The 23,688-nt window shown below is 35.4% G+C and carries 16 protein-coding genes, 2 tRNA genes and 2 rRNA genes (1 of these 20 running past the window's edge); 7 read left to right on the top strand and 13 right to left on the bottom strand.

Going from position 1 to position 23,688, the window contains the following annotated elements:
• The 9 genes from BWZ20_RS11730 to BWZ20_RS11690 form a co-directional block, all read right to left on the bottom strand.
• Window positions 1–112: ribosomal RNA gene (locus BWZ20_RS11730) — 23S ribosomal RNA — on the bottom strand; it reaches 2,701 nt to the left of the window's first position.
• 184 nt (window positions 113–296) lie between these two features.
• A tRNA-Ala gene (locus tag BWZ20_RS11725) sits at window positions 297–370 on the bottom strand.
• A gap of 78 nt (window positions 371–448) precedes the next feature.
• Window positions 449–522: transfer RNA gene (locus BWZ20_RS11720), tRNA-Ile, on the bottom strand.
• Window positions 523–615: 93 nt separating this feature from the next.
• Window positions 616–2,141, bottom strand: a 16S ribosomal RNA gene (locus BWZ20_RS11715).
• Together the 16S and 23S rRNA genes with 2 tRNA genes alongside form the textbook arrangement of a ribosomal RNA operon.
• Window positions 2,142–2,566: 425 nt before the next feature.
• Window positions 2,567–4,531, bottom strand: a complete 1,965-nt coding sequence (locus BWZ20_RS11710) for a putative porin (protein WP_076620199.1) — start codon at window positions 4,529–4,531, stop codon at window positions 2,567–2,569.
• A 128-nt stretch (window positions 4,532–4,659) separates the two neighbouring features.
• On the bottom strand, window positions 4,660–6,657 hold the full coding sequence (locus BWZ20_RS11705) for a S8 family serine peptidase (RefSeq protein WP_076620197.1): 1,998 nt from the start codon (window positions 6,655–6,657) through the stop codon (window positions 4,660–4,662).
• Between the two features lie 113 nt (window positions 6,658–6,770).
• Window positions 6,771–7,499: a hypothetical protein gene (locus tag BWZ20_RS11700; protein ID WP_232217106.1), complete on the bottom strand. Its 729-nt coding sequence runs from the start codon at window positions 7,497–7,499 to the stop codon at window positions 6,771–6,773.
• Window positions 7,500–7,510: 11 nt separating this feature from the next.
• Window positions 7,511–9,004: a RagB/SusD family nutrient uptake outer membrane protein gene (locus BWZ20_RS11695; RefSeq protein ID WP_076620195.1), complete on the bottom strand. Its 1,494-nt coding sequence runs from the start codon at window positions 9,002–9,004 to the stop codon at window positions 7,511–7,513.
• Window positions 9,005–9,016: 12 nt separating this feature from the next.
• Window positions 9,017–12,313: a SusC/RagA family TonB-linked outer membrane protein gene (locus BWZ20_RS11690; protein ID WP_076620193.1), complete on the bottom strand. Its 3,297-nt coding sequence runs from the start codon at window positions 12,311–12,313 to the stop codon at window positions 9,017–9,019.
• Window positions 12,314–12,528: 215 nt separating this feature from the next.
• Between BWZ20_RS11690 and BWZ20_RS11685 the strand changes: the two genes are divergently transcribed.
• The 5 genes from BWZ20_RS11685 (at window position 12,529) to BWZ20_RS11665 (ending at window position 18,893) form a co-directional block, all read left to right on the top strand.
• A complete protein-coding gene (locus BWZ20_RS11685) occupies window positions 12,529–13,131 on the top strand; it encodes a ribonuclease HII (protein ID WP_076620191.1) in 603 nt (200 codons plus the stop codon).
• A 30-nt stretch (window positions 13,132–13,161) separates the two neighbouring features.
• The gene (locus tag BWZ20_RS11680) at window positions 13,162–15,525 is read left to right on the top strand and encodes a hypothetical protein (protein ID WP_076620189.1); all 2,364 of its coding nucleotides are present in this window, start codon (window positions 13,162–13,164) and stop codon (window positions 15,523–15,525) included.
• A gap of 81 nt (window positions 15,526–15,606) precedes the next feature.
• Complete coding sequence (locus BWZ20_RS11675) at window positions 15,607–17,145, top strand: OmpA family protein (RefSeq protein WP_076620187.1); 1,539 nt, start codon at window positions 15,607–15,609, stop codon at window positions 17,143–17,145.
• Between the two features lie 120 nt (window positions 17,146–17,265).
• Complete coding sequence (locus tag BWZ20_RS11670) at window positions 17,266–18,315, top strand: nucleoid-associated protein (protein ID WP_076620185.1); 1,050 nt, start codon at window positions 17,266–17,268, stop codon at window positions 18,313–18,315.
• A gap of 128 nt (window positions 18,316–18,443) precedes the next feature.
• On the top strand, window positions 18,444–18,893 hold the full coding sequence (locus tag BWZ20_RS11665) for a hypothetical protein (RefSeq protein WP_076620184.1): 450 nt from the start codon (window positions 18,444–18,446) through the stop codon (window positions 18,891–18,893).
• Window positions 18,894–19,075: 182 nt separating this feature from the next.
• On the opposite strand, the gene lipB is transcribed toward BWZ20_RS11665, so the two are convergent.
• From lipB to BWZ20_RS11645, 4 genes are all read right to left on the bottom strand, one after another.
• Window positions 19,076–19,774 (bottom strand): lipoyl(octanoyl) transferase LipB, encoded by a 699-nt coding sequence (lipB, locus tag BWZ20_RS11660; RefSeq protein WP_076620183.1) that lies wholly within the window; start codon window positions 19,772–19,774, stop codon window positions 19,076–19,078.
• On the bottom strand, window positions 19,767–20,570 hold the full coding sequence (locus BWZ20_RS11655) for a hypothetical protein (RefSeq protein ID WP_076620182.1): 804 nt from the start codon (window positions 20,568–20,570) through the stop codon (window positions 19,767–19,769). The genes lipB and BWZ20_RS11655 overlap by 8 nt, the downstream gene beginning before the upstream one ends.
• 344 nt (window positions 20,571–20,914) lie before the next feature.
• On the bottom strand, window positions 20,915–21,277 hold the full coding sequence (locus BWZ20_RS11650) for a nuclear transport factor 2 family protein (protein ID WP_076620181.1): 363 nt from the start codon (window positions 21,275–21,277) through the stop codon (window positions 20,915–20,917).
• 76 nt (window positions 21,278–21,353) lie between these two features.
• Window positions 21,354–21,512, bottom strand: a complete 159-nt coding sequence (locus tag BWZ20_RS11645; RefSeq protein ID WP_076620180.1) for a YqaE/Pmp3 family membrane protein — start codon at window positions 21,510–21,512, stop codon at window positions 21,354–21,356.
• A 124-nt stretch (window positions 21,513–21,636) separates the two neighbouring features.
• Between BWZ20_RS11645 and BWZ20_RS11640 the strand changes: the two genes are divergently transcribed.
• Both BWZ20_RS11640 and BWZ20_RS15325 read left to right on the top strand, forming a co-directional pair.
• Window positions 21,637–22,677: a LuxR C-terminal-related transcriptional regulator gene (locus BWZ20_RS11640; RefSeq protein ID WP_232217105.1), complete on the top strand. Its 1,041-nt coding sequence runs from the start codon at window positions 21,637–21,639 to the stop codon at window positions 22,675–22,677.
• Between the two features lie 108 nt (window positions 22,678–22,785).
• A complete protein-coding gene (locus BWZ20_RS15325) occupies window positions 22,786–23,673 on the top strand; it encodes a tetratricopeptide repeat protein (protein ID WP_076620178.1) in 888 nt (295 codons plus the stop codon).
• Window positions 23,674–23,688: the final 15 nt, after the last annotated feature.

Here is a 23,688-nt window from a genome sequence, read left to right as displayed (position 1 = left end):
ATCTGCGGATCGATTTGTATGTGCCAATCCCCGCAGCTTTTCGCAGCTTATCACGTCCTTCATCGCCTCTGAGAGCCTAGGCATTCCCCATACGCTCTTATTTAGCTTATTGTACTTTTGTCTTTTTAATGAGTTATAATTGCTCGTTACAATTATTTTGTTTTATTAAATATTTCTATCTAATTATCATGTATCTTTTTTCAATATGTCAATGAACGTTTGTTCAGCTCGCAGTAACCAGTATCAGTTAGCGGTAAAACCGCTTTCCGTAAACTGTAACTGTCTACTGATCTTTGTGGAGAATACCGGAGTCGAACCGGTGACCTCCTGCGTGCAAGGCAGGCGCTCTAGCCAGCTGAGCTAATTCCCCATATACTAGTAGTTAGTACATAGTAGTTAGTAGTTTACCAAACTACCCTCTCAACTTCTAGAATTTCCTTTAATTTAGTAGTCTCAGGCAGACTCGAACTGCCGACCTCTACATTATCAGTGTAGCGCTCTAACCAGCTGAGCTATGAGACTCTACTTAATTATTGATATCTTAAATTAACAGCAAGAGAATAAAACCACTTATTTCCTTTTTTTGATAGCTTCCTATCAGTCGTCTTTCTCTAGAAAGGAGGTGTTCCAGCCGCACCTTCCGGTACGGCTACCTTGTTACGACTTAGCCCTAGTTACCGATTTTACCCTAGGCCGCTCCTTGCGGTGACGGACTTCAGGCACTCCCAGCTTCCATGGCTTGACGGGCGGTGTGTACAAGGCCCGGGAACGTATTCACCGGATCATGGCTGATATCCGATTACTAGCGATTCCAGCTTCACGGAGTCGAGTTGCAGACTCCGATCCGAACTGAGATATAGTTTGTAGATTCGCTCCTTCTCACGAAGTGGCTGCTCATTGTCTATACCATTGTAGCACGTGTGTAGCCCAGGACGTAAGGGCCGTGATGATTTGACGTCATCCCCACCTTCCTCGCGGTTTGCACCGGCAGTCTTGCTAGAGTTCCCATCTTTACATGCTGGCAACTAACAACAGGGGTTGCGCTCGTTATAGGACTTAACCTGACACCTCACGGCACGAGCTGACGACAACCATGCAGCACCTTGTAAAGTGTCCGAAGAAAAATCTATCTCTAGACCTGTCACTCTACATTTAAGCCCTGGTAAGGTTCCTCGCGTATCATCGAATTAAACCACATGCTCCACCGCTTGTGCGGGCCCCCGTCAATTCCTTTGAGTTTCATTCTTGCGAACGTACTCCCCAGGTGGGTCACTTATCACTTTCGCTTAGCCACTCAGACCGAAATCCGAACAGCTAGTGACCATCGTTTACGGCGTGGACTACCGGGGTATCTAATCCCGTTCGCTCCCCACGCTTTCGTCCATCAGTGTCAATATATTGTTAGTGATCTGCCTTCGCAATCGGTATTCTATGTAATATCTATGCATTTCACCGCTACACTACATATTCTAACCACTTCACAATAATTCAAGACTAGCAGTATCAAAGGCAGTTCTACAGTTGAGCTGCAGGCTTTCACCTCTGACTTACCAATCCACCTACGGACCCTTTAAACCCAATGATTCCGGATAACGCTTGCATCCTCCGTATTACCGCGGCTGCTGGCACGGAGTTAGCCGATGCTTATTCTTACGGTACCGTCAGCCACCTACACGTAGATGGGTTTCTTCCCGTATAAAAGCAGTTTACAACCCATAGGGCAGTCTTCCTGCACGCGGCATGGCTGGATCAGGCCCTCGCCCATTGTCCAATATTCCTCACTGCTGCCTCCCGTAGGAGTCTGGTCCGTGTCTCAGTACCAGTGTGGGGGATCCCCCTCTCAGGGCCCCTATCTATCGTTGCCATGGTGTGCCGTTACCACACCATCTAGCTAATAGAACGCATACTCATCTCTTACCGCCGAAGCTTTAATCTAAGTCCCATGCGGAACTTAGATACTATGGGGTATTATTCTTCGTTTCCAAAGGCTATTCCCCAGTAAAAGGTAGATTGTATACGCGTTACGCACCCGTGCGCCACTCGTCAGCAAAAAAGCAAGCTTTTTCCTGTTACCGTTCGACTTGCATGTGTTAGGCCTGCCGCTAGCGTTCATCCTGAGCCAGGATCAAACTCTTCATCGTTAAATTTTTAAGTCTCTCGACTTATTCTCTTAACAACTAATAGGAATTCTCTCAGTACTCTAAATGATCTATTCTCTTGTTATGAACCAACCGTTTCCAGTTGATCCTTACGCTGTCAATTCAATATGTTAATGAACTTGTTTTCTTTACTTTTTCTTAACCTTATTTCGTTAAGCGGGTGCAAATATAAAACCCTTTTTTTATTCCCACAACATCTTTTTGAAAAAAAATAAATTTATTTTCCTGATGCCCCTTTATGAGAATGAACTTACCCAAACTCGTCGCAATGCGCCCGTTTAGGGGGTGCAAATATAAAACCCTTTTTTATATTCACAAGCTAATTCTGAGTTTATTTTAAACCTTTTTTAGCACCACATTAGCAAGTCTCTGCAAAACAACTACATGTGACTTAAATTATTTTTTTTCTATAAGAAAAAATCCCATACTAAACCGAAACGAATTGTAAAATCCCTAAAAGGGTGGTTGGGTGCCGAGAAGTAATCATAACCTGTAAATGAAGAATTGAAGTGCTCCGCTTTGAAGAAAATACGTGTCTGCCTCACTTTTGCATTAATAAAAAAGTCTAGTCTTGGAAAACCACCTATCTTGGTTGTATTCTGCGTATAAAATTCTGCCAAGACAGGATCGTATCCATTCATCTTATATTCAGTAAAATAATTGAATGTTATGCCTGTTTGGAGCTGCATGGCCTTCTTAAAAATATGGTTGGAATAGTAGAGTGTATTTCTAGTTATGAAGGTCGGAACATTTAACACTTCGTCATCACTTGAAATATTTTGATACATGATTGTATTATCTAATGCAAAATTACCAACCTTAAACTCTCTTTGTAATTTTAATCTTAAATATTGTAATGGACCGCTGTATTGATTTGGCTTAATTATTCTAACGCCATCGTTGTTAATTTCATTTAAATTAAAGTATGTATAATTCTCTATATTGGAGATATCTAGAGACGCATTAAAGAATTTTTGAGATTCAACATTAAATCTTATTTGCTGTGTATTTACATTTTTAAAGTTATTTAAATTGTACCAATTATAATTTGTATAATCACTTTGATATAATAGGAAATTATAATTTGGTAATCTAGAGCTAACATTAATCCCACCTGAAATACGGATATGGTCATTAAGTTTTATTTTAAGCTCAGCATCTAAATAACTACCAACAAACTGATCTGATAGATTCAAACTTGCTATACTTTTAAAAAGTATGGATTTAATTTTTTTTGTGTAAGATGCATCAACACCTAAATAATCTGCTTTTATTCTATTAGGAATTAGGTCATCTGGAAATAAAACTACACTATCATATCCGTAGTTAATGTTGGTATAGTTAATTCCGAAACTAATTTCACCCAACGCATTGTTAAGATACTCCAAATAAGCTTTTGTTTTAAAATCTTCTAATGTGACTTTATCATTAATACTGTTCGTAAAGAAATCTCCAAAATAGTTGCTTGATGGTGAAGTTTGATAGTATTGGAAGTATTTGTCTTGAAAAGAAACTTCGTTGACAATAGTTAGTCTATTATTGCTAATGGAGTCTTTTTTGTTAACAATATCAAATGAATGATTCAATAAGAAACGTTTACCTTCTAGGATGTTTTCAGCATTGTCAAAATTCATGTCAAAGACAGATCTGTCTATAAACTCTTCATCGCCAGAGGTAAAGTTTTCAATATCTTCATCTTTAATTCCTCCGTTTTCCTGGTTAAGTAAGTCTTGCATTACAACGTGTACCCAAGCCTTATAACGCTCATTCTTTGTTTGATAATTAGCAGTAACCCTAAAATTACCTGTACTGGTTAAAGCATTTTGATAATTACCTAGAGACCTTAAACCTTTATATGCTACTGAAAAATTGAATTGTTTTGATAGATTTACGGTAAAAAAAGCATCTAACATTTGTCCTTGTTCAAAAGCTGTTTTATATGTGAGCCTTGTCCATGGCGTCGGTACATGGTAATATCTTATATCTTCACTTTCTAGATAATTAAAATGTCTAGCTCTAGCGCCAAATAAGGGGTTAGTATTTATGTTAATCGGATTAAGGGTTAATGAATTATACGTCTGACCTATATTGGCAAAAGGCATTAAACCAAAATTATCTTTTTGTAAATAATTGAATTTGTATTCTTTTTGAATTGTCAAAGTAGTGTCCACAATAGAGGTATCTACTTTTGTAGCATACTGCAAATACATGTCTATAGTGGCAAGGTCCTTAAAACCCCTAGATCTTTTAATATCAGTAGAATCGCTTATATCCCGAGAATTTCTGGCATTGGCGCTATTCAATTTTACTTGTGCTTTTATATTGACTAAGAAAAGGTAAAAAATAAAAGTTAAAAGATATTTAGGTCGCATTAATTCAAATATAAACTGAAAACAAAGTAAACTATAAATTATTGTATTACCGAGCAGAATTACAATTTACTTAACACAAAAAAGACCAACATTAAACTGTTGGTCTCTTTTTTACTAAAGAATAAATGTTATTGTATAATAAGTTTATGGGAGGTAGTTCTATTACCCTCGGAAATATTCACCATATATACACCTGCCTTGGCGTTTTCTAAAGTAATTGTCTCCTTAAAGAGTGAAGCTGTGTTCATGAAATTATTATTATAAACCAATCTACCTTGAAGATCATAAACATCTACCTTAACGGTATTATCTACACTGTTTAGATTAGACTCAAATGCAATAGTAAATTCGCCTTTAGAAGGGTTAGGATAAACGGTCAAATTTCTTGACAAATCGTTTTCATCGACACTAAGTACAAGGTTATTACCCGTAATTATAAGAGAAAAATCTTGATTTCCTGGGTCAAATGGTCCTGCACCACCACCTTGAATATTACCCTTGTGTGATACTGTTAGTGTATACATACCATTTGTAGGAACCTCTATATCTACCCTTTCAATATTATCTACTGAGTTGTCAGCCTTAGTTGTTGTAAAACCATTAACGGGATCAAAATTTAATCTCCATGGCAAAAAGGTTGTTGTACCATCCGATATTCTTAAATCTAAATCGTTCACCAATCTTGGTGTCGGATCGTTAGCAGGACCATTGGCGATAGGCCCTGGTAAGTCTGTCCAGCAGATGGTGGCAGATAATTTTGATCCAGCTTGTGCCGAAAATGTAAAGGTATAAGTATCACCTTGAGCTAAATTTAATTCGTCTATAACAGCCAAAGAATTATTTGCTGAGGCTATTGTTTGTGCTGCAGCTCTTGCATTGAGTAAACCCCATCCAAATACGGGATCGGGACCCATGGTGTGATTTGGATTTACAGGGTTAACATCAAATTCATCTATAGCTGTGTGACATACTAACGATTTTAAAGTTGCAGAGTTCATATATTCACCAAAGAGCTGGTTGTAATATTGCTGTAATAAGATTAAAGTGCCCGCTGTATTAGGTGAAGACATGGATGTACCAGAAAATGTTGAGTATCCATTCGCAGGTGTAGGTGATAATAAATTGGTACCATCAGCAGCTATATCTGGTTTAATTCTTAGATCGTCTGTTGGCCCTTCACTAGAACCTGAATTTATTGCTAAACTCGTCAATTCATAGTTACCACTGAAAGCTGGTTGCTCAGACGCTATAGGATTAGCATTGGCTACAATTAAACTATTTTTAGCGTTCTTATCGCCAGTTAATTTATCGAATCCTGGAAACATACCGCCAGGATAAGAAACATTTCCAGAATTACCAGCAGACATTACAGGTAAGTATTTAGGATTATTTCTTGTTATATTATCTACCGTAGCAGCACCGGAAGAGTAAGCACCAATAAAGTCTGCATCCAACTGGTTACCATTTCCTTGATTTATTGGTACTCCATACGAGTGATTTGATACTAACATTGGACTAGCTAAATCTCCGGCCTCGGTTGTCATTTCGGCAGAATCGTTTGTCCAATTAAAAGATTTTACGTTCACTCTAGAAGCCATACCTCTAGCGCTTGGGTTAGTACCATTAGCAGAAATTGTACCTGCAACATGTGTGCCGTGTGAGCTAAAGCCAGTATCACCGTCAACAACTACGGGATCAATAATTTCCATCCTAGTATCTGTTCCTGCATCATTCTCAAATTCAACATGCCCATCATCTGCTGGTCCACCATCCCATACGCCCACGGTCATACCCAATCCATCTAGGTCTAGCCCCAAACTTCCACCTGTCCAAAGTTCGACAGTTTTGGTTGCTCGAGCTGCTTCTAAATTTTCAGTAGACCTGTAAATAGGTTTACCGTTTCTAACATCGTGAATGTGCATTAATGTAAAACCATCATTGATTAATGTTGCCTTAACATTTGGATGGTTTTGCAAAAAGTTCTGTACTCTATTAATACGTTCATTCTCTTGTTCATTCAGCTGTATTAAAAGGGCTCTATTAGCCTCGGATAAATTGCTATCAGTAACCTGACCAAAGGACAAGCAACTGAAAACAATTAAAATAAAAAGTAATAAATTCTTCATTTTCATCAAATTTTAATTTCTTGCAATATAAAGATATTTTAAGTCACTAAAAAACAAAAGCCATCTATATAGATGGCTTTTTATTATAATTATATGTTAATTAGATTGATCTACTAATTAATCGAAAATGTTGCCGACGATTGCGCACCTCCAACGGTTGTAGAAGGAACCAAAGTTCCTGCTGCCGAAGTTACACTAAATTCAGGACCACCATCTCCATAAGAATCATAAACAACAACTCCATAGTCACCAGCAGCTAAACAAAAATCAAAAGCTAGTACGGCAAAGTCGTCATCTGGATTTACGTAAGGACCACCGGAAGCAATTACTACAGGTGACCCTGATAGATCGTAGATTTCCCAAGTTGTCTCATCTGGCCAAGTATCTAATTCTAGGTTAAATGTTACAACTGTATCCAAACACTGCTCAGTAACGGCATAGGTCACTTCATTACCTGATAAACCTTCAATACCAAACACCAATAATTGTTTTTCAAATCCTAAATCATCATTATCAGTTACACTGAAAGACAATGTACCTTCATTGGATCCTCCAGGAATCGTAACTGTTGAAGGAACCGTGTAAGGTGATGCTAATGACGTATCATCCATATTAACAACAACGTTAAAAGTCCTGTCAGCAGATGTTGTTTCACTTGCATATACCTTAATATCAAAAGATTCTGAAGCATCTTTAGGGACAGTAATAGCCCTTTCAGCAGTTCCGATTTCAAAACCAGCAAAATTAGAAAGAGGTGACTCTAAATCTTGTTCACAAGCAGTGAATAGTGCTGCAATTGCAAGTAGGCTGAATATTGACTTAATATATCTATAATTTTTCATAAGGTATTATTTTAATTATTTTGAGATGAAATATTCGGATTATTAATAATCTCAGTTTCAGGAATCTGGAAAGACATTTCATCAGAATCATAAACAAACGATTCACCTGCTCTAAATACATGGTTTGTACCACGTGTTACGGTAGCTTGATTACGTTTCATGGCTAAATAACTCTTTCCTTCACCCCACATCTCTACTCGAGTTTGGAAATATATTTCATCGACTAGTGCAGAACCAGATAATGGTGCTAAATATGAGGTTGCTGCCGCAGCGCCACCTAATCTAATCGACAATAAATCCTGAAGACGGGCTTTTGCTGCAGCCTCATTACCAGTTTTTGCAGCAGCTTCAGCACTCAATAAATAAAATTCCTCAACTCTCATAAAGATATAATCAGTTGTTATTGCGAATTGACCACCTGGAGTTCTTCCTGGATCGAAGAATTTATTAATTGGCTGTAATGCTTGTGCACCTGTACCAAACTGCGTTGATCTAACATCGTTTGCTGGTATCTGGCTAAATAATAAATCGTCTATAGATTTTGTATCACCAGCCCATGCGTAACTATAAGTAAAGTAATCCATTTGTCCCCACCAGTTTATTAATTGGTGACCTAGGTCTGCTGTAATATCAAATCCCCATACCCAATTAGCAGAGTTTACACTATTAAAACCAGATCCTGCACCTGGGAAAGCAAGCTCTCCAGCAGTTGCTAAAGGATAACCCGAAGCAATAACTGCATCAGCTTGAATCTTAGCATTTGTGTAATCACCCATTGCAGCATAAGTGTAAGCTAATAGCCCTTGCGCAACAGATTGATCTATCTCACTTATAGCCGATCTCGTATAACCATCTAAATTATCAATTGCAAACGTTAAGTCGCTTACTATTAAATCGTAAATCTGAGAAGCCTCAACTTTTGCTGTATTAATATCATCAATATTATACAAAGGTAAAATAGGTTCTGCTGGATCATAGGCTGTTTGGAACAGCTGTGCTAAATAAAAATAGGCATAAGCTCTATATGCTTTTGCTTGAGCATTAACTCTAAGCGTATTAGCATCTAGATCACCCGGATTATTACCACCTGCTGTTTGAATTACAGAATTTGCAACACTGATAATTCTAAAATAGTAGTTCCAAATAATCTCGTTCTCTTCACGGGTAAAGTCAGTAGTTGTTAAAAGATTAGATGTTGCGTTGTACCATCCAAAAGCACTTGCTGATAAAGAGGCGTCACCACAAACGATGTCCGTCCATATATCCACACCTTTTTGACCAATGTCATAGTGTCTTCCACCTGTTACACCAAATGGTTCAATCATAAATCCACTGATACCTGTTAAGTTTCCTTCAATAATATCTGGATTTAGACCAGCGGCACCGGTAATGCTAACGTCTGTTAAAACGTTAGTATTTCTTTCTGGATCTAAGAAATCCTCTTCACAACTAAAGCACAAGGCCATAATTGCTACTATCGATAAGTAAATTACATTTTTTTTCATATTGCTTTTTTTTTAAAATTGAACTTTTGCACCTAAACTAAAGGTAGTTAATGGCATGTAAATACCAGAGTTCGTTGTACCAATAGCAGTACTAGGATTTAAACCTTTACGACTGCTTAAGAACATTAAGTTATCGCCAGATAATGTAAAGCTAACAGCTTCTAAGCCCATTGACTCAACAACAGATTGTGATAATCTGTAGTTTAGGTTAACGTTGTTAAGTGAAAAGAAATCTGACTTTGTAAGGAAACGAGTAGATGTATTATTTTGCTGTCCATCGTTACCAAAGTTAGCTGAAGTTCTTGGTACGTCAGTGATTTGACCTGGTGTTGTCCATGCGTTTCTGATATCTGTATGGAAGTTATCCGCACCAATTAAATTATTGTCCATTAATACTTGGTAACCTCTGTCTAGAGTGTAACCACCTATACTGTAGCTAAATTGTGCAGAAATATCGAAGTTTTTGAATCCAGCATTTAATCTAAATCCACCGCGTACGTCCGGAATAGCCGACTTACCGGTAAATACCTGAGTTGCATCTGCAAAATTATTAGTAGTAGTTCTTCTTACATTTGCGCCAGGCACTAACCTCTGATACTCAAACAAGTTACCTGAAGCATTATCATTGAAACCATCATTATCAACATCAACTTCAAACGAACCTCCATTGAAAGAAGATAATTCACCTGAATCGAATACACCGTTATCGTTTTCATCTACATAATACATATACCATAATGCCTCACCATTTGCAGGATTAACACCTGCCCATTCTCTCATGTACCAATCATACTGAGAAACACCTTCTGCGATGTTGTTGAAATCATCAAAAATTGCTTTCTCTCCTGTAAAAGGATCAGTTGGCATTTCAGTAACTTCGTTTCTAAAGGTTTCACCGTTTAAGTTTAATGACAGTCTGAAATTATCTTTTTGTATAAGTTTTGCATTGATATTGAATTCTAAACCTTGATTTAATAATTCACCACTATTGTAACGAATAGTTTCTTGACCAGAAGATGGTGCTAAGTTTGCTATCTGAATTAAATCTACTGTTCTTCTATCATAGACATCAACATCTACTCCCAAACGACCATCAAACCAAGTACTTTCAAAACCTACCTGAGCAACATTTGAAGTTTCCCAAGTTAAGTTCGGGTTTGCAGCTTCACTAGAAATAGTATACGAAATGTTTCCGTTTGGATCTTGATTAATATTAAATACTTGGAAACCATTTAAAAGGGCTGTACCAGTATCACCAATTACACCATAACTCGCTTTCAACTTTAAAAAGTCTAAAGCACCAACATTGGCCATAAAGTCTTCTTTAGTAACTATCCACCCTAAACCTACTGAACCGAAAGTACCCCATTTATCATTAAGGAAACGAGAAGAACCATCACGTCTTATAGATGCAGTTAGGAAATATTTATCTGCATAATCATAGTTTAAACCAGAAAAATAACTATCTAAAGTCCAACCTAATCTAAATGAACCAGCTCTACCTAATGGAGTTGTATATTGATTCAAATCATTAGAACCAGGAATGATTGCACGCTCTGCAGCACCTGTTATAGTTCTAAAACGGTCTTCTGTAGATTCGTGAGCTACAAATAATTCTACATCATGATCGCCATATGATTTTTGAAAACGAATTAATTGTAAGAAGTTCTGATTTGTTCTAAGATCATCATCTAGGAATAAACTACCACCTGATTGAGCGGCACCACCATAAAATTGGTTATTTCTGTTTGTATTAATTCTAGAGTCATACTGACCACTGTAACGCATTTCAAATTTTAACCAATCCGTAATATCAACACCCACATTAAAATTACCTAAAAGTGTAGTAACATCAGATTGTGTTAAATCATACTGCGCTAATGCGATACCGTTTGTTGCATTCCAAGCACGTCTTCCAGTTTCTGCACCAAAATCGTACTGAGCACCACCAAAAATTGGATCTGGAACTAGGTTTCCATCTAAATCTCTTAAGAAAACATCATAAATAGCTGGTGTAGTGTAAACTAAAGCAAATGGGTTAGCAGAACTACCTGCACTACCTTGAGTACCAGAATTTGTAGCACGCGCACCTGCCCACGCAATATTACCACCTATTGTTAACCAGTCTTTTGGCTTATGCTCCAGATTTAACCTAGTCGTATATCTCGTATAGTTAGAATTTACAGAATAACCTTCATCATCTACATAACCTAATGATACTGCGTACTTAGTTTTTTCGTTACCACCTGAAAATTGTAAATTGGCTTCAGTTCTTATACCAGTACCGAAAGCAGCATCTCTCCAAGAATTTGGCGTAAATCTACGCTGAACACCAGGATTAAATCTTCCTGTAGTCGGATCAATTAATTGATCGCCCGGAACATTCCAAATATTGTATAAATTATTGATACCTTCAGGTGTTCCATATAAATTATTACTAGCAAACGCAGTAGGATCGGCCTCACCTGTTAAAATTCCCTTAGTTCTTAACGCCTGCCAAGAAATCTCCATATATTCTTCTGGCGAAACGATGGTTTCATATTCTGGCAAAAACAATGTGTTAACACTGGTAGTTACATCTACAGAGATACGAGACACACCAGCCTTACCTTGTTTGGTAGTAATTAACACAACACCATTAGCACCACGAGAACCGTAGATAGAAGTTGCCGCTGCATCTTTTAACACCACCATGTTTTCGATATCAGAAGGATTTATAGACTGAAGTACACCTGTAGCATTACCATCAATAGGAGCGCCATCAACAATGTATAATGGTAATGTATTACCATTTATAGAACCAAAACCTCTGATTCTAACCTCAGCAGTAGCACCTGGAGCACCACTTCTAGTAATAACATTTACACCAGCTACCTCACCTCTTAAGGCTTGTGTAACGTTTGACACAACCTTGTCATCGACACCTTCCATGTCTACTACTGCGGCCGTACCTGTAAATGATTCTTTTGTGGTTTTGCTATATCCAACAACCACAACCTCATCAAGAGTGTTGCCTTCTTTTAAAACAACATCATACACATTAGATGCGCCTACTGTTACCTCAACAGGCTCCATACCAACGTAAGATATAACTAAAACGTCTCCTGAGTTGACTCCAACAGTATATTTACCATCAAAATCAGTTTGAGCACCTTTTGTAGTACCCTTTACAATTACACTAGCTCCTGGAAGGGGTAAACCATCCGATTCTGTAGTAACTGTACCTGTGACCATTTTTTCTTGTGCAAAAGAAAATTGCATCACGAACGCCATAAAAAGCGTTAATAACCATGTTAACTTTAATTTCATAAAACAATTATTTGAGTTAGTCTAGTTGCAAACATCTTAATTAAATATTAAATAAACAAGCGTTTTTGCCAAAAAAATGTTAATGGTTTTGCGATTTCATCAACAAACTTCAAATATAATTTAACTAGTGTTTTTTGACACTTAACTCATTATGTAGATACCAAAACTGTAAAAGGGTTGCGTTAAAATTTTAACTTTGTTCAAATTTTAACGTTTTGACTTTAAAAACTCAATTCTCAAACTTTGATTTTGAATGCGGTACAGACGAGGCTGGCAGAGGTTGTTTAGCGGGTCCTGTTACTGCAGCTGCCGTAATCTTACCGCCTGACTTTAACAATAGTTTATTGAATGACTCTAAACAGCTTTCTGAAAAGCATAGAATATTCTTAAGACCCTTGATTGAACAAACAGCTATTTCATTTTCTGTAAAGCATATACATGAGAACGAAATAGATTCTATAAATATTCTGAATGCATCAATAAAAGCCATGCATGGCTCTATCTCAAAACTTAATATTACCCCAAAATTTATTATTGTAGACGGCAACAAGTTTAAACCTTATAAATCCATTCCCTTCAAAACTATTATTAAAGGAGATGGAAAATACCTTAACATAGCAGCTGCTTCAATTTTGGCAAAAACATGTAGAGACCTTTATATGGAGAAAATCCATGAAGAATTTCCTATGTACAATTGGAAAAAGAACAAAGGCTACCCAACCAAAGAGCACAGAGCTGCAATTGAAAAATATGGCGTAACGAAGTACCACAGAAAATCATTTAGATTATTACCAGAGCAATACCGTTTAGATTTATAACTTTTTATATTTGTACATATATCTTTTCGTATGAAGCAATTTAGATTTTTATTGATTTTACTTTCTGTTTTAGTGTCTTGCCAAAAAGACTATGACATTTCAAAATCGCCTTATAAATTTCTACCACCTGAAACTGAAGTTGCCTTTTCTATAAATGACCTAAATGTATTTGTTAACAATATTGAAAAACATGATATTTTGTCTAGTATAATCAATGAGGACTTAAAAGAAAGCATTGAAGTTATCAAAAATATAAAGACTACAAACAAAGTGTATGTAGCTTTGTTAAAACCAGAATATACCGACTATATCATTATTACCAAAAGTGACTCCACAGTTTTTGTAGTAGACTCACTACCAAATCATGTTTCTAAAAACCTCTCAGAGTTAGATATCACAAAAACCCAAATTGATTCAACCGTTTTTTATCATAAGCATACAAATAATGTATTTCTGGCTTCAAATAACTTGAATGTTTTAAAAACCCTCAAGCCGAGTGAAAAAAATAATCCGCTTAGCAACCTTATTAAAACTTCTGAAAGCAAAACAAGTGCGGCGGTTGTTTTTAAGACTAAAGCTTCAAATTATTCAAACCTTTTATTCTCTGATGTAATTAGAGACGTCGAAAACGGTTATTCTTCACTCGATTTAAATTTTTATGAGGATAACCTCTATTATAATGGTATTGTAAATTCAACAGACTCAATAACCCAAGCTTTAGACTGCTTTAAAAAAACCATTCCTCAAAAAACTCAGAGCTTAAAAATAGCACCCAGAAACACTAAGTCTCTATTTAGTATATCGTTTGATGATTATTCTATTTTTTATAAAAATTTAATAAAGCTCACTGCTAAAGCACCCGATAGTACTAAGACATTTTTAAATTTTACCAATGAAATTGCTTTAGCCGACAATACCCTTATCCTTTACTCTCTAGATGCTGACCTTGTTGTTGAAACCATAGAAGATAAGTCAATTTCTGAAACTTATAGAGATATCGATATTTATGAGTTTGGAAATACTGATTTTTTCAAATCGAGGTTAAAACCGATTATTAGTTTCGAAGAAGCTAGTTATTTTTCAAAATATGAAGATTTTATCATTTTTTCGAATTCTATCGAAATTATAAAGTCAACGCTTTCCGATGCTCTTAATAACAATACCATTGCAAATTCTGACGCCTTTAAAAATGTGAGTCAAAACCTAAGCGAAGATTCTTCGGTATTCATTTATAAAAATAATGATGGACTTTCTGATTACTTAGATATTGAGACTAAAAACTACCATGCTAACGTGGTTCAGTACATTTACGAAGACAATTACGCGCATGTCAACGGAGTTATAGAAAAGTTTAAAAAGAAACCTACCACTAATTCGGTTACCGAAACTTTTACAACTGTTATTGACACTCAGATAGCTTCGCCTCCTCAAACGGTAAAAAATTATATTAGTAACACAAACGACATTGCCGTGCAGGACATAAATAATGTGCTCTATCTTATCTCTGACTCTGGTAATATCCTCTGGAAAAAGCGACTTCAAGGAAAAATACTTGGAAAAATAGAACAAATAGATATGTACAAAAACGGCAGGTTACAACTAGCATTTGCAACATCAAACCGTCTGTATGTTTTAGACAGAAACGGAAATGATGTGTCTCCTTTCCCGAGAAAATTTAATGATGAAATCACACAACCTTTATCGGTTTTTGACTACGACAAAAGAAAAAACTACAGACTCCTAGTTACCCAAGGAAAAAACCTTCTTATGTACGACGCTAAAGGTAAAATCGTTAGTGGCTTTGCTTACAACGACAACACTAAAACTATAACCTCACAGCCAAAACATTTTAGAATTGGAAGTAAAGATTACATTGTATTTTCCACTGAAGACAATTTAAAAATACTGAGTCGACAAGGAGATATAAGAATACGTGTTCATAACAAAATTAGGTTCTCTGATAATGAAATCTACTTATATCAAAATAAGTTTACTACTTCTAACACTTTAGGTCAACTTGTACAAGTAGATAATCGAGGAAAAATAAGTCGAAAAGATCTTAACTTAACAGACAAGCACAATATAGCTACTACAAGTAAAACGTTGGTCTCAATGTATGAGAATAAACTTTTTATAAAATCGCGACGCATAGATTTAGACTATGGTGTATACACAGCCCCTAGAATTTTTTACTTTAACGATAAAATTTATATTACAACTACAGACTTACAGTCTAAAAAGGTTTATTTATTTGATAGCCAAGCTGAATCAATTCCTAATTTCCCTGTTTTTGGAACTTCTGCTGCAGAATTACAAAAACTAGACAAAAACAAAGGCCTAGAACTAATAACTCAAGCAGATGATAAAACAATAGTTGTTTACAAACTACACTAACTTATTAACCATTTCTCTTTTTCATTTTTAAGTATCAATAGTTATTCATATTTTTAGAGAGCTATTAATCAATTACTTAAAATGAATTTTTCAAAAATTTCCTTCGCTTTTTGCATCTTTCTTATAATTACTCCAACTCTAGATGCACAAACAAAAAAAATTAAACGCCCTAAAAATAGAGTTGGCATAACCAGTGTAGATAGTTTTGTTCAAGAGTCGTTCGACTTGTATGATAAAGTTTATAAGTATGATGGCTACGCAGCCTCAGGTAAATCTTTAGATGATGACGATATTGATGTCCTCGAAGAAGCTCTAGGAGAGATGTCCTCACTGAGCGAAAGTGCGCCAGACATTATAAACGACTTAGATGGTGCTGGTGTTTTAAAGCAAGGAAAAGCTACCTTGCAAATGAACAAAGCAAAAAAAGCCTTAAAATACAGTATAACAACAGCTAAAGAGCTTCTTCTGGGACAGCGTGAACGTGAAACTGAAGATGAAGAGGAGACCAAAGAATCTAATGATAAACCAGAAGATAAAACCAATAGTGATTCTGGTAACACAAATGATGCTATTAAGGAGACACCATCAAATGTTTCTGATGGTTTAGAAGTGTATAGTAAATACGATTTTGTTCCTGGTGACAAACTTCTGTTTTTCGATGATTTTTCAAATGATTTTATTGGAGATTTACCAAGTAAATGGAATACAAATGGCTCTGGTAATATTGTAAAATTTAACAAAGTAGAAGGTAACTGGTTTGAGCTAAAAGCAGGCTACAGATTATACGCCATACCAGATCTTAGTCAACTACCAGAAGACTACACTATAGAATTTGATTTACTTACATCTGGTTTAGGCAGACAAACATCCTCTGGTGCAAGACTGCATGTTATACTTAGTGACACCAACACGTTTTCAAACGGAAAATCGCACTATGGATCTGTTTCACTTCCGCTGGGACAGTATGCACCTTTCAACATTGATACCTATAATTTTTTTAATGGTAAGGCTGGCATGATTAACTCTGGTTTAACTGCAGATATTAGAGATGAAGTAAAAAACCAACCACATATAGCTATTTCTGTGACAAAAAAACGTTATAGACTCTGGATTAACGAGGTTAAATATGTAGATATTCCAAGATTTATAGAGGAGCTTAACGTGCTTAATTATTTAAAATTTCACGTGTATGGTTTAACTGATGGTGAAGAACGCGTGTTTATAAAAAACATTAAAGTTGCCGAAGGTGGTGTTGACTTAAGACGCAAACTAATGTCTGAAGGCAAGATTTCTACCAATGGCATCTTATTCGATTCGGGTTCTGCCAACATACAACCGCAGTCACTAGGTATTATACGCCAAATATCGCAAGTGTTAATGCAAGATGACAGTATAAAACTCAATATTGTTGGGCATACAGACTCTGATGGCTCCGACGACTCAAATCTTAAGCTTTCTAAAGACAGAGCCGAAGCCGTAAAAACGGCTTTGGTTAATATTTACAACATTTCGACAGATCGATTAACCACAGAAGGTAAAGGAGAAACAGAACCTGTTGCAGATAATGGTACTGCAGATGGAAAAGCACAAAACAGACGTGTAGAGTTTGTAAAAATATAACGATAACCAAATCTCAAAGTCCCTGAGTCTGAAAACGCCAAATTTATTTTGGCGTTTTCTTTAGTTTTAAGCCCTACCTTTTGTAGTATTGCATACACTTATTTTCTTATTAATTTACCGATGATAAAACGACAAAAAGCGGCAATAAAACATTGCATTATTCACAAAGTTGGCAACAAGTTTAATGATACAAAAAACGCGTTTTCAGATGCTGCTGTGCATTTTGACGAAGCTACTTACAATCTTATGTTGCCTTACTTACTAAAACCTTTTGTAAGTGTTGCAGAAAGTTATCGTTTTCATCACCATAGCAATGTTGGACTTAATGAAATCAACACCTACTCTGATCAACTTTTTAAAGAAGAAGCTGATTTTGTAGAAACGTCTAAACACATCGTCACACATCTTTATGAACAAAGTAATTCAGCTCAAATAAAAACAGGAGATGTATTGGTTTGTCATTTTGAAAATATACAGTACGAAGACTTCTTTGTAGATGCTATTGGTATTTATAAAATTGAAAACAAAACCGAGTTTTTTCAGACGTATTTAGAGTCTGGAAACTATGACATTTTGGTACAAAAGGGCATACAAGCTAAGAAAGTAGATAAAGGATGTCTGATTCTGAACACTTCGGACATGGAAGGTAAAATAGTATTTAGTGTAGACAACAACACCTACGATACGCAATACTGGATTAAAAGCTTCCTAAACATTAAGTATCCTGACGATAGTAACCAACACACCAAAAACTGTATTGAGCTATGCAGAGAGTTTTCTAAAGAGGTTTTACAACCCAATTTTGGCGGACAAGAGCAAAGTAATTTCTTAGCAAAGACAGTAGATTTTTTTAAAGAAAATGAAATTGTAAATATTGAAAACTTTAAAGAAGAAGTGTTTGAAGAAGAAGACCAAATACAACTTTTTGAAGACTATAAAAAAACCTATGAAGCCGAAAACAACGTGCTGATTAGAAACCAGTTTGATGTCTCTGAACGCGTCTTAAAAAAGCAAAAGCAAAAAATAAAACCCGAGATAAAACTAGACACCAACATTCAGATAAAACTCGATGTTGATGCACCAGATGCTTCTGCTGAATACCTTGAACGTGGTTATGACGAGGAGAAGAAAATGCACTACTATAAAGTGTTTTTTAATGAGGAGGCTTAGATTAGTTTTTTTAGAAATTCTGAGCTGACTACATCTACAATTTAGACACCTAGTTATAATTGGCTACAAATAGTTGTTTTTAACGTATATAACTAATCACATTCAATGTAATTACTTAATTTTATGATATGGACTCAAACTTAGTATCTGCAATAATTGGTGCAGGAGCAACTTTATTGGCCGGAATAATAACCACATTCGGAAAAGAAATCAACTCTCATCGCAAAATTAAACAATTGGGATATCCTGATATTAAAGGGCATTGGAAGGCTTCTTGGTTTATAGACAACATTAAAGAGGTTTATCTTGAGGATACTGTTGTGTTAAATAAAATTAAAGGAATTAACATTTATGGTGAAGGAATTAACCATGTTAACGGGAATTATCCAATATCTGGAAAATTTTCTAAAAACTTAATTCTTAATTTTATTTATGAATCAAGCAAAAACTACATCTCGCTATCAGGTGTGATAATACTTAAAATAAATCCATTAGGAACAGAATGTAAAGGGCGATGGTACGGTTACACAAAAGAAGATGAATTAACAGGTGGTGATGTATTATGGAAAAAAATATAAATTAGAATAAAAACTGGTCAAAGTTTTGGGAATGGTTCATTTAACATATTTGCTAAATATGATATTTATCTATAAATTATAATTAATTCTATCAAATAAAATTTCGGAGGTTAGCCCAAAAAACGCGACGTTATATCTCAGAATAAAGTGAAAAGTCCTAATTATTTTATCATGATATTAAACTAAACAAACTCTGCCTCAAAAAGCACCTTAAAATGCTTTAAAATCTTTTCTTTTACTGCTTTTTCATCAACAGTTTCTATACCGAGTTCATTATTTAAAGATGTGACAGCTTTCCCTCTAATTCCACAAGGAATAATATTATCAAAATAGCCTAAATCGGCATTGACATTAAGTGCAAAACCATGCATAGTAACCCAACGACTGGCTCGTACTCCCATAGCACAAATTTTTCGGGCAAATGGAGTGCCAACATCTAACCAAACACCTGTTTCACCTGGACTACGTTCGGTTTTTAAACCATACTCAGCCAATGTAAGAATTATGATTTCCTCCAAAAATCTAAGGTATTTGTGGATGTCTGTAAAGAAATTATCTAAATCTAAAATAGGATAGCCTACAATTTGCCCAGGACCATGATACGTAATATCTCCGCCTCTGTTAATCTTGTAGAAGGTTGCACCTTTCCCTGCTAATTGTTCCTCTGAGAGCAACAAATTAGACAGGTCTCCACTTTTACCCAAAGTATACACATGTGGATGCTCTACAAACAGAAAATGGTTATCGGTTGCTAAGCCTGCATCTTCTCTCCTATTCTTAATTTTAGTATCTAAAATGGCTTTAAAAAGCGTTTCCTGATAATCCCAGGTGTCTTTAAAATCTTTTAAGCCTAAATCTTGAAGTTTTACAGTTTTATTCATCAACAAATTTCACGTTCACATCTAGTAATTTAGGGTTTTTAAGATAGTCTACCCAATTGGTTTTGTAAGACACTGTTTTTCTATCATCAGAGAATTCAGCACCTTCGATATTTATGGATTTTACAGTTTTAGGAAACGTTAATTTAACGGTGTAAAAAGAGCTTTGAAAATAATCTAAAAACTGCTGATTACTCTCATCGGTTTCGTCAAAAAGTTCATCCATAGCATCTTCTGTTGCTTCGTCTGGCACTTTAATGCTTGTCATTCTAGAAAAACCATCATTAGTATACATATAGGCTACATCGCTATTTTCATTACCCATAAAGTTACCAAGTGGTGAGTTTTCTTTCATGGCATCTACTTGTTCTCCTTGCGCATTTAAGCTTTGTATTTTCTTAAACTTTTCGTTAAGGTCTTTTAACTCTGCGATGGATTCAAACTGCATACCCATTCCAAAATTCATAATTCCTTCTTCTTCATTTATCTGCATCCTCATATACATATCTTTTACCGCCTCCATCGCTAAACGCTTATTTTCTGGTAGCGCAGCAACACTATCTTTGTAGGTTTCCATAATATCTGCAAATACCATGGTTGTATCCATAACTTCACCTCCTTCTTTTTTTTCTTTATCAGAATTATCTCCCATTGACTCCGTCATGGCTTTCATCGCATCTCCCATCTCGTAGGAAAGTAAAAAATTACCCGAACCATTTTGGTTAAAAACAATAGATTCGGTAACATTACAACTCGCTACAGAACAAGCGAGGACAATAAGCAGAAATATGTTTTTCATGTGTTTTAAATTGATTTAATCTTTTATGCATTTGATATATTTCGTCACTTCAAGTGGATTTTTCGATTAAAAATGAAAAAAACATGTATCGAAAAGCAGAAATTTACTAACAAAAGTTCTCGATATAATTTTTTGTTCCTCATAATCACTCGAACTTACGACTACATCCTTTTTACCCAAAAAGCAAAATAGATTGATGTAGTAAAACACAAAGATACGATTAATTCTCCTTGTGGTTATAAATGTGTTTTCCACTTAAACGTTTATAAATCTTCATTTAGATTCTATAAAAAAAGCTCAACATCATATCATGTTGAGCTTTATCTTAAAAATTTCAACTTTTTTTAGCTTTCAGAGTTATAGAAAAATTGTTCCTTCCATATTTTACCATCCTTTACCTCATATACAGCGATCTCGTTCATTTGAGAACGATGTCCGCTTGGCTTGTGTGTTGTATCCATCCAAAATTTTACTGTAAAGTGGTTATCTGCAACCAAAGGATCGGAAACTTCAGTGGCATGTACCTCAAAATTTTCTTGCCACCATTGTCCCTTTTTTTGTATACCTTCAAAACCATGAACTTCTTTCATTGGCTCTGCCATTTCAATACTGGTAATTTCAGGACTATAAAGTTCTTCATAGGCCTTATCCTCTTGATTGCTTCTGCAATAGGATACTAATTTCTCTGCAATGTCTTTTGTTGTCATTTTGATTTAGCTTTTTAGTGAATTTAAAGTTAAATAATTCTACTTTTAAAAAAATCATATTTTCTAAAACAATTAACTAACGTTCTGGATTATTGAGAATTACCAAAGCAGCAATAACTCCCGGAACCCAGCCGCAAAAAAACAATATAAATGTAATTAGAAAAGATCCACAGCCTTTATCTACAACAGCCAAGGGTGGAAAAATAATAGCTAAAATAACGCGCCAGATACTCATAATTTCGTTTGATGATTTGATGTATCTGTATGACGCTAGTTTGTTAAAGTTGTTACACTTTTACCTCGGCACTATTTTATTGTTTCTTAAAATTGTTTAGTTTCGTTTTATGCGGTTTAAATTATTGATTTGCTTTATTTTGGTGTCGCTTTATTGTGAGGCGCAATATTCTTTTTCTGGTTATATAAATCCAGATGAATGGCAAAACACTGTTTACCTTTCAATTGTAGAGGATTACCGTAAAATGTCTGGTGTATATTCTGAACAAATTTTTGCAAAAACCTTAGCAGACGAAACAGGTTTTTTTGAGTTTAAAGGAGATATGCTAAGCACAGAAAACCGAATCTACCGCATCCATGTAGACAAGTGCAGCGAAACACAACAAGACATCAACCACTTTAACGGTCACTGCAGTAATAGTGAAGAATTACTATTTATTGCAAAAAACACAGACACCTTAAAATTGCCTTTTTCTTTTGGTAATCAGGTGTTTTGCAAAGTAGAATCTAACAACCCAAGAGCCAATGCATTTTTAAAGATAGATTCCCTTAAAAACGATATGCGTTTTGCTTATGGTGAAGTGCGAAGTGAAGCCAACCGAAAACTGAACAACAAAAAGTGGTTTACAACATTACAAGACTACGGAACTGCCTTAAACGAGCCTGTAGCAGAACTCGCCATATACGCTTATTTATCAGATAGAAGCAGCGATTTACATAGCTATTATGTTGAAGATTTACAGAACAATTCTTATTACGACGATCTCAAGGAACGATTAGAAACTGCATACCCTAATGCGCCATACACTGCCCAATATAGAAATGAATTAGCGGCTGACCGATTTATGCTGGCATCAACAGAAGACAGCAAAAGCGCTTCATTTGATATTTACCTTTACACTGTGCTTGCCCTTTCTTTTTTCTTGAATTTGTTTCTACTCTACAGAATGTGGAAAAACAAACAATCTAAATCTGAAGATTTAAAGTCTAAATTATCTAAACAAGAGCAAGTTGTTTTAGAACATTTACTACAAGATAAGACCAATAAGGACATTGCAGAGGCCTTATTTTTGAGTGTTAGCACCATAAAAACGCATACCAACAACATCTACAAGAAGTTGGAAGTACAATCCAGAAACGACGTTAAGTCTCTATTTATCAAATAGTTAAAAATTCAACCTTGGTTCTAGTACCAATTTCAAACCCTCTTTTTTAAAAATTTTAGCTTCTAAGTTTGAAGTTTGTTTCAAGTATTAATCAAAAATTCTATAACTATGAAACGAACAGTAAACACTATTCTGATTTTAATTTTCTCCTTTCAGCTTAACGCCCAAAACCTCAATATAGAAATCACAGAAAATACCGATACACCTTATCTTTTAGGGAAAATAGACAAAAGCGGTTTAGAAGGCGATAATTACAAATCTTGGTTTACCAAAAATTATAATGATTATGAGCCAAATTCAACTATTACCGAAGCCATAGCGTCAGAGTTAAAAAACTACGGCATCACTTTGTTTATGGGTACTTGGTGTGGTGATAGTAAAAAGGAAGTTCCAAGATTATATAAAGTTTTAGAAGCATGCAATTATCCTATGGATCAATTAACAGTTGTTGCGGTAAGTAGAGAAGCTGGCATGTATAAACAAAGCCCACAGCACGAGGAAGCAGGTTTAAACATTCATCGTGTACCAACCGTTATTTTTTACAAAAATGGTAAGGAAATCAATCGAATTGTAGAACATCCTGTAAAAATGTTAGAAGAAGATATTCAGAATATCATCACGGTTAATGATTATAAATCTAATTACCAAATCGTAGCTACCGTAGATGATATTTTAAGTAAAAAGGGAACAAAAGGCTTAAAAAGGAAACAAAAAAAGCTTTTGAAAAAATTCAAAGGTAAAGTAAGTAGTATGTTTGAGCTTAACACCTATGGCAAAATACTATTCAACACCAATCGCATAGAAGAGGTTATTGCCGTGTTTGAACTTAACACAAAACTTTTTCCTGATGAACCAAGAACGTATATGAGTTTAGCCAACACCTTGGGCTTTTCAGGCCAAAAAGAAAAGGCTATAGAAGTACTTCAAAATGCTGTTGAATTATTTCCGGATAATAACAACCTAAAACAAAATTTAGAGGTTATAAAGTCTAATTAAAATGGTTCCCGATAC

Source organism: Winogradskyella sp. J14-2, from assembly GCF_001971725.1.
Lineage (GTDB): Bacteria > Bacteroidota > Bacteroidia > Flavobacteriales > Flavobacteriaceae > Winogradskyella.
The sequence above is the reverse complement of the archived record's forward strand: the minus strand, read 5'-3'. Positions and strand labels throughout refer to the sequence as shown.

Excerpts from the sequence above, each read along its gene's own strand:
- BWZ20_RS11710 (WP_076620199.1), bottom strand. The coding sequence starts at position 4,531 with ATGCGACCTAAATATCTTTTAACTTTTATTTTTTACCTTTTCTTAGTC.
- BWZ20_RS11705 (WP_076620197.1), bottom strand. The coding sequence starts at position 6,657 with ATGAAGAATTTATTACTTTTTATTTTAATTGTTTTCAGTTGCTTGTCC.
- BWZ20_RS11700 (WP_232217106.1), bottom strand. The coding sequence starts at position 7,499 with ATGAAAAATTATAGATATATTAAGTCAATATTCAGCCTACTTGCAATT.
- BWZ20_RS11695 (WP_076620195.1), bottom strand. The coding sequence starts at position 9,004 with ATGAAAAAAAATGTAATTTACTTATCGATAGTAGCAATTATGGCCTTG.
- BWZ20_RS11690 (WP_076620193.1), bottom strand. The coding sequence starts at position 12,313 with ATGAAATTAAAGTTAACATGGTTATTAACGCTTTTTATGGCGTTCGTG.
- BWZ20_RS11680 (WP_076620189.1), top strand. The coding sequence starts at position 13,162 with ATGAAGCAATTTAGATTTTTATTGATTTTACTTTCTGTTTTAGTGTCT.
- BWZ20_RS11675 (WP_076620187.1), top strand. The coding sequence starts at position 15,607 with ATGAATTTTTCAAAAATTTCCTTCGCTTTTTGCATCTTTCTTATAATT.
- BWZ20_RS11670 (WP_076620185.1), top strand. The coding sequence starts at position 17,266 with ATGATAAAACGACAAAAAGCGGCAATAAAACATTGCATTATTCACAAA.
- BWZ20_RS11665 (WP_076620184.1), top strand. The coding sequence starts at position 18,444 with ATGGACTCAAACTTAGTATCTGCAATAATTGGTGCAGGAGCAACTTTA.
- lipB (WP_076620183.1), bottom strand. The coding sequence starts at position 19,774 with ATGAATAAAACTGTAAAACTTCAAGATTTAGGCTTAAAAGATTTTAAA.
- BWZ20_RS11655 (WP_076620182.1), bottom strand. The coding sequence starts at position 20,570 with ATGAAAAACATATTTCTGCTTATTGTCCTCGCTTGTTCTGTAGCGAGT.
- BWZ20_RS11650 (WP_076620181.1), bottom strand. The coding sequence starts at position 21,277 with ATGACAACAAAAGACATTGCAGAGAAATTAGTATCCTATTGCAGAAGC.
- BWZ20_RS11645 (WP_076620180.1), bottom strand. The coding sequence starts at position 21,512 with ATGAGTATCTGGCGCGTTATTTTAGCTATTATTTTTCCACCCTTGGCT.
- BWZ20_RS15325 (WP_076620178.1), top strand. The coding sequence starts at position 22,786 with ATGAAACGAACAGTAAACACTATTCTGATTTTAATTTTCTCCTTTCAG.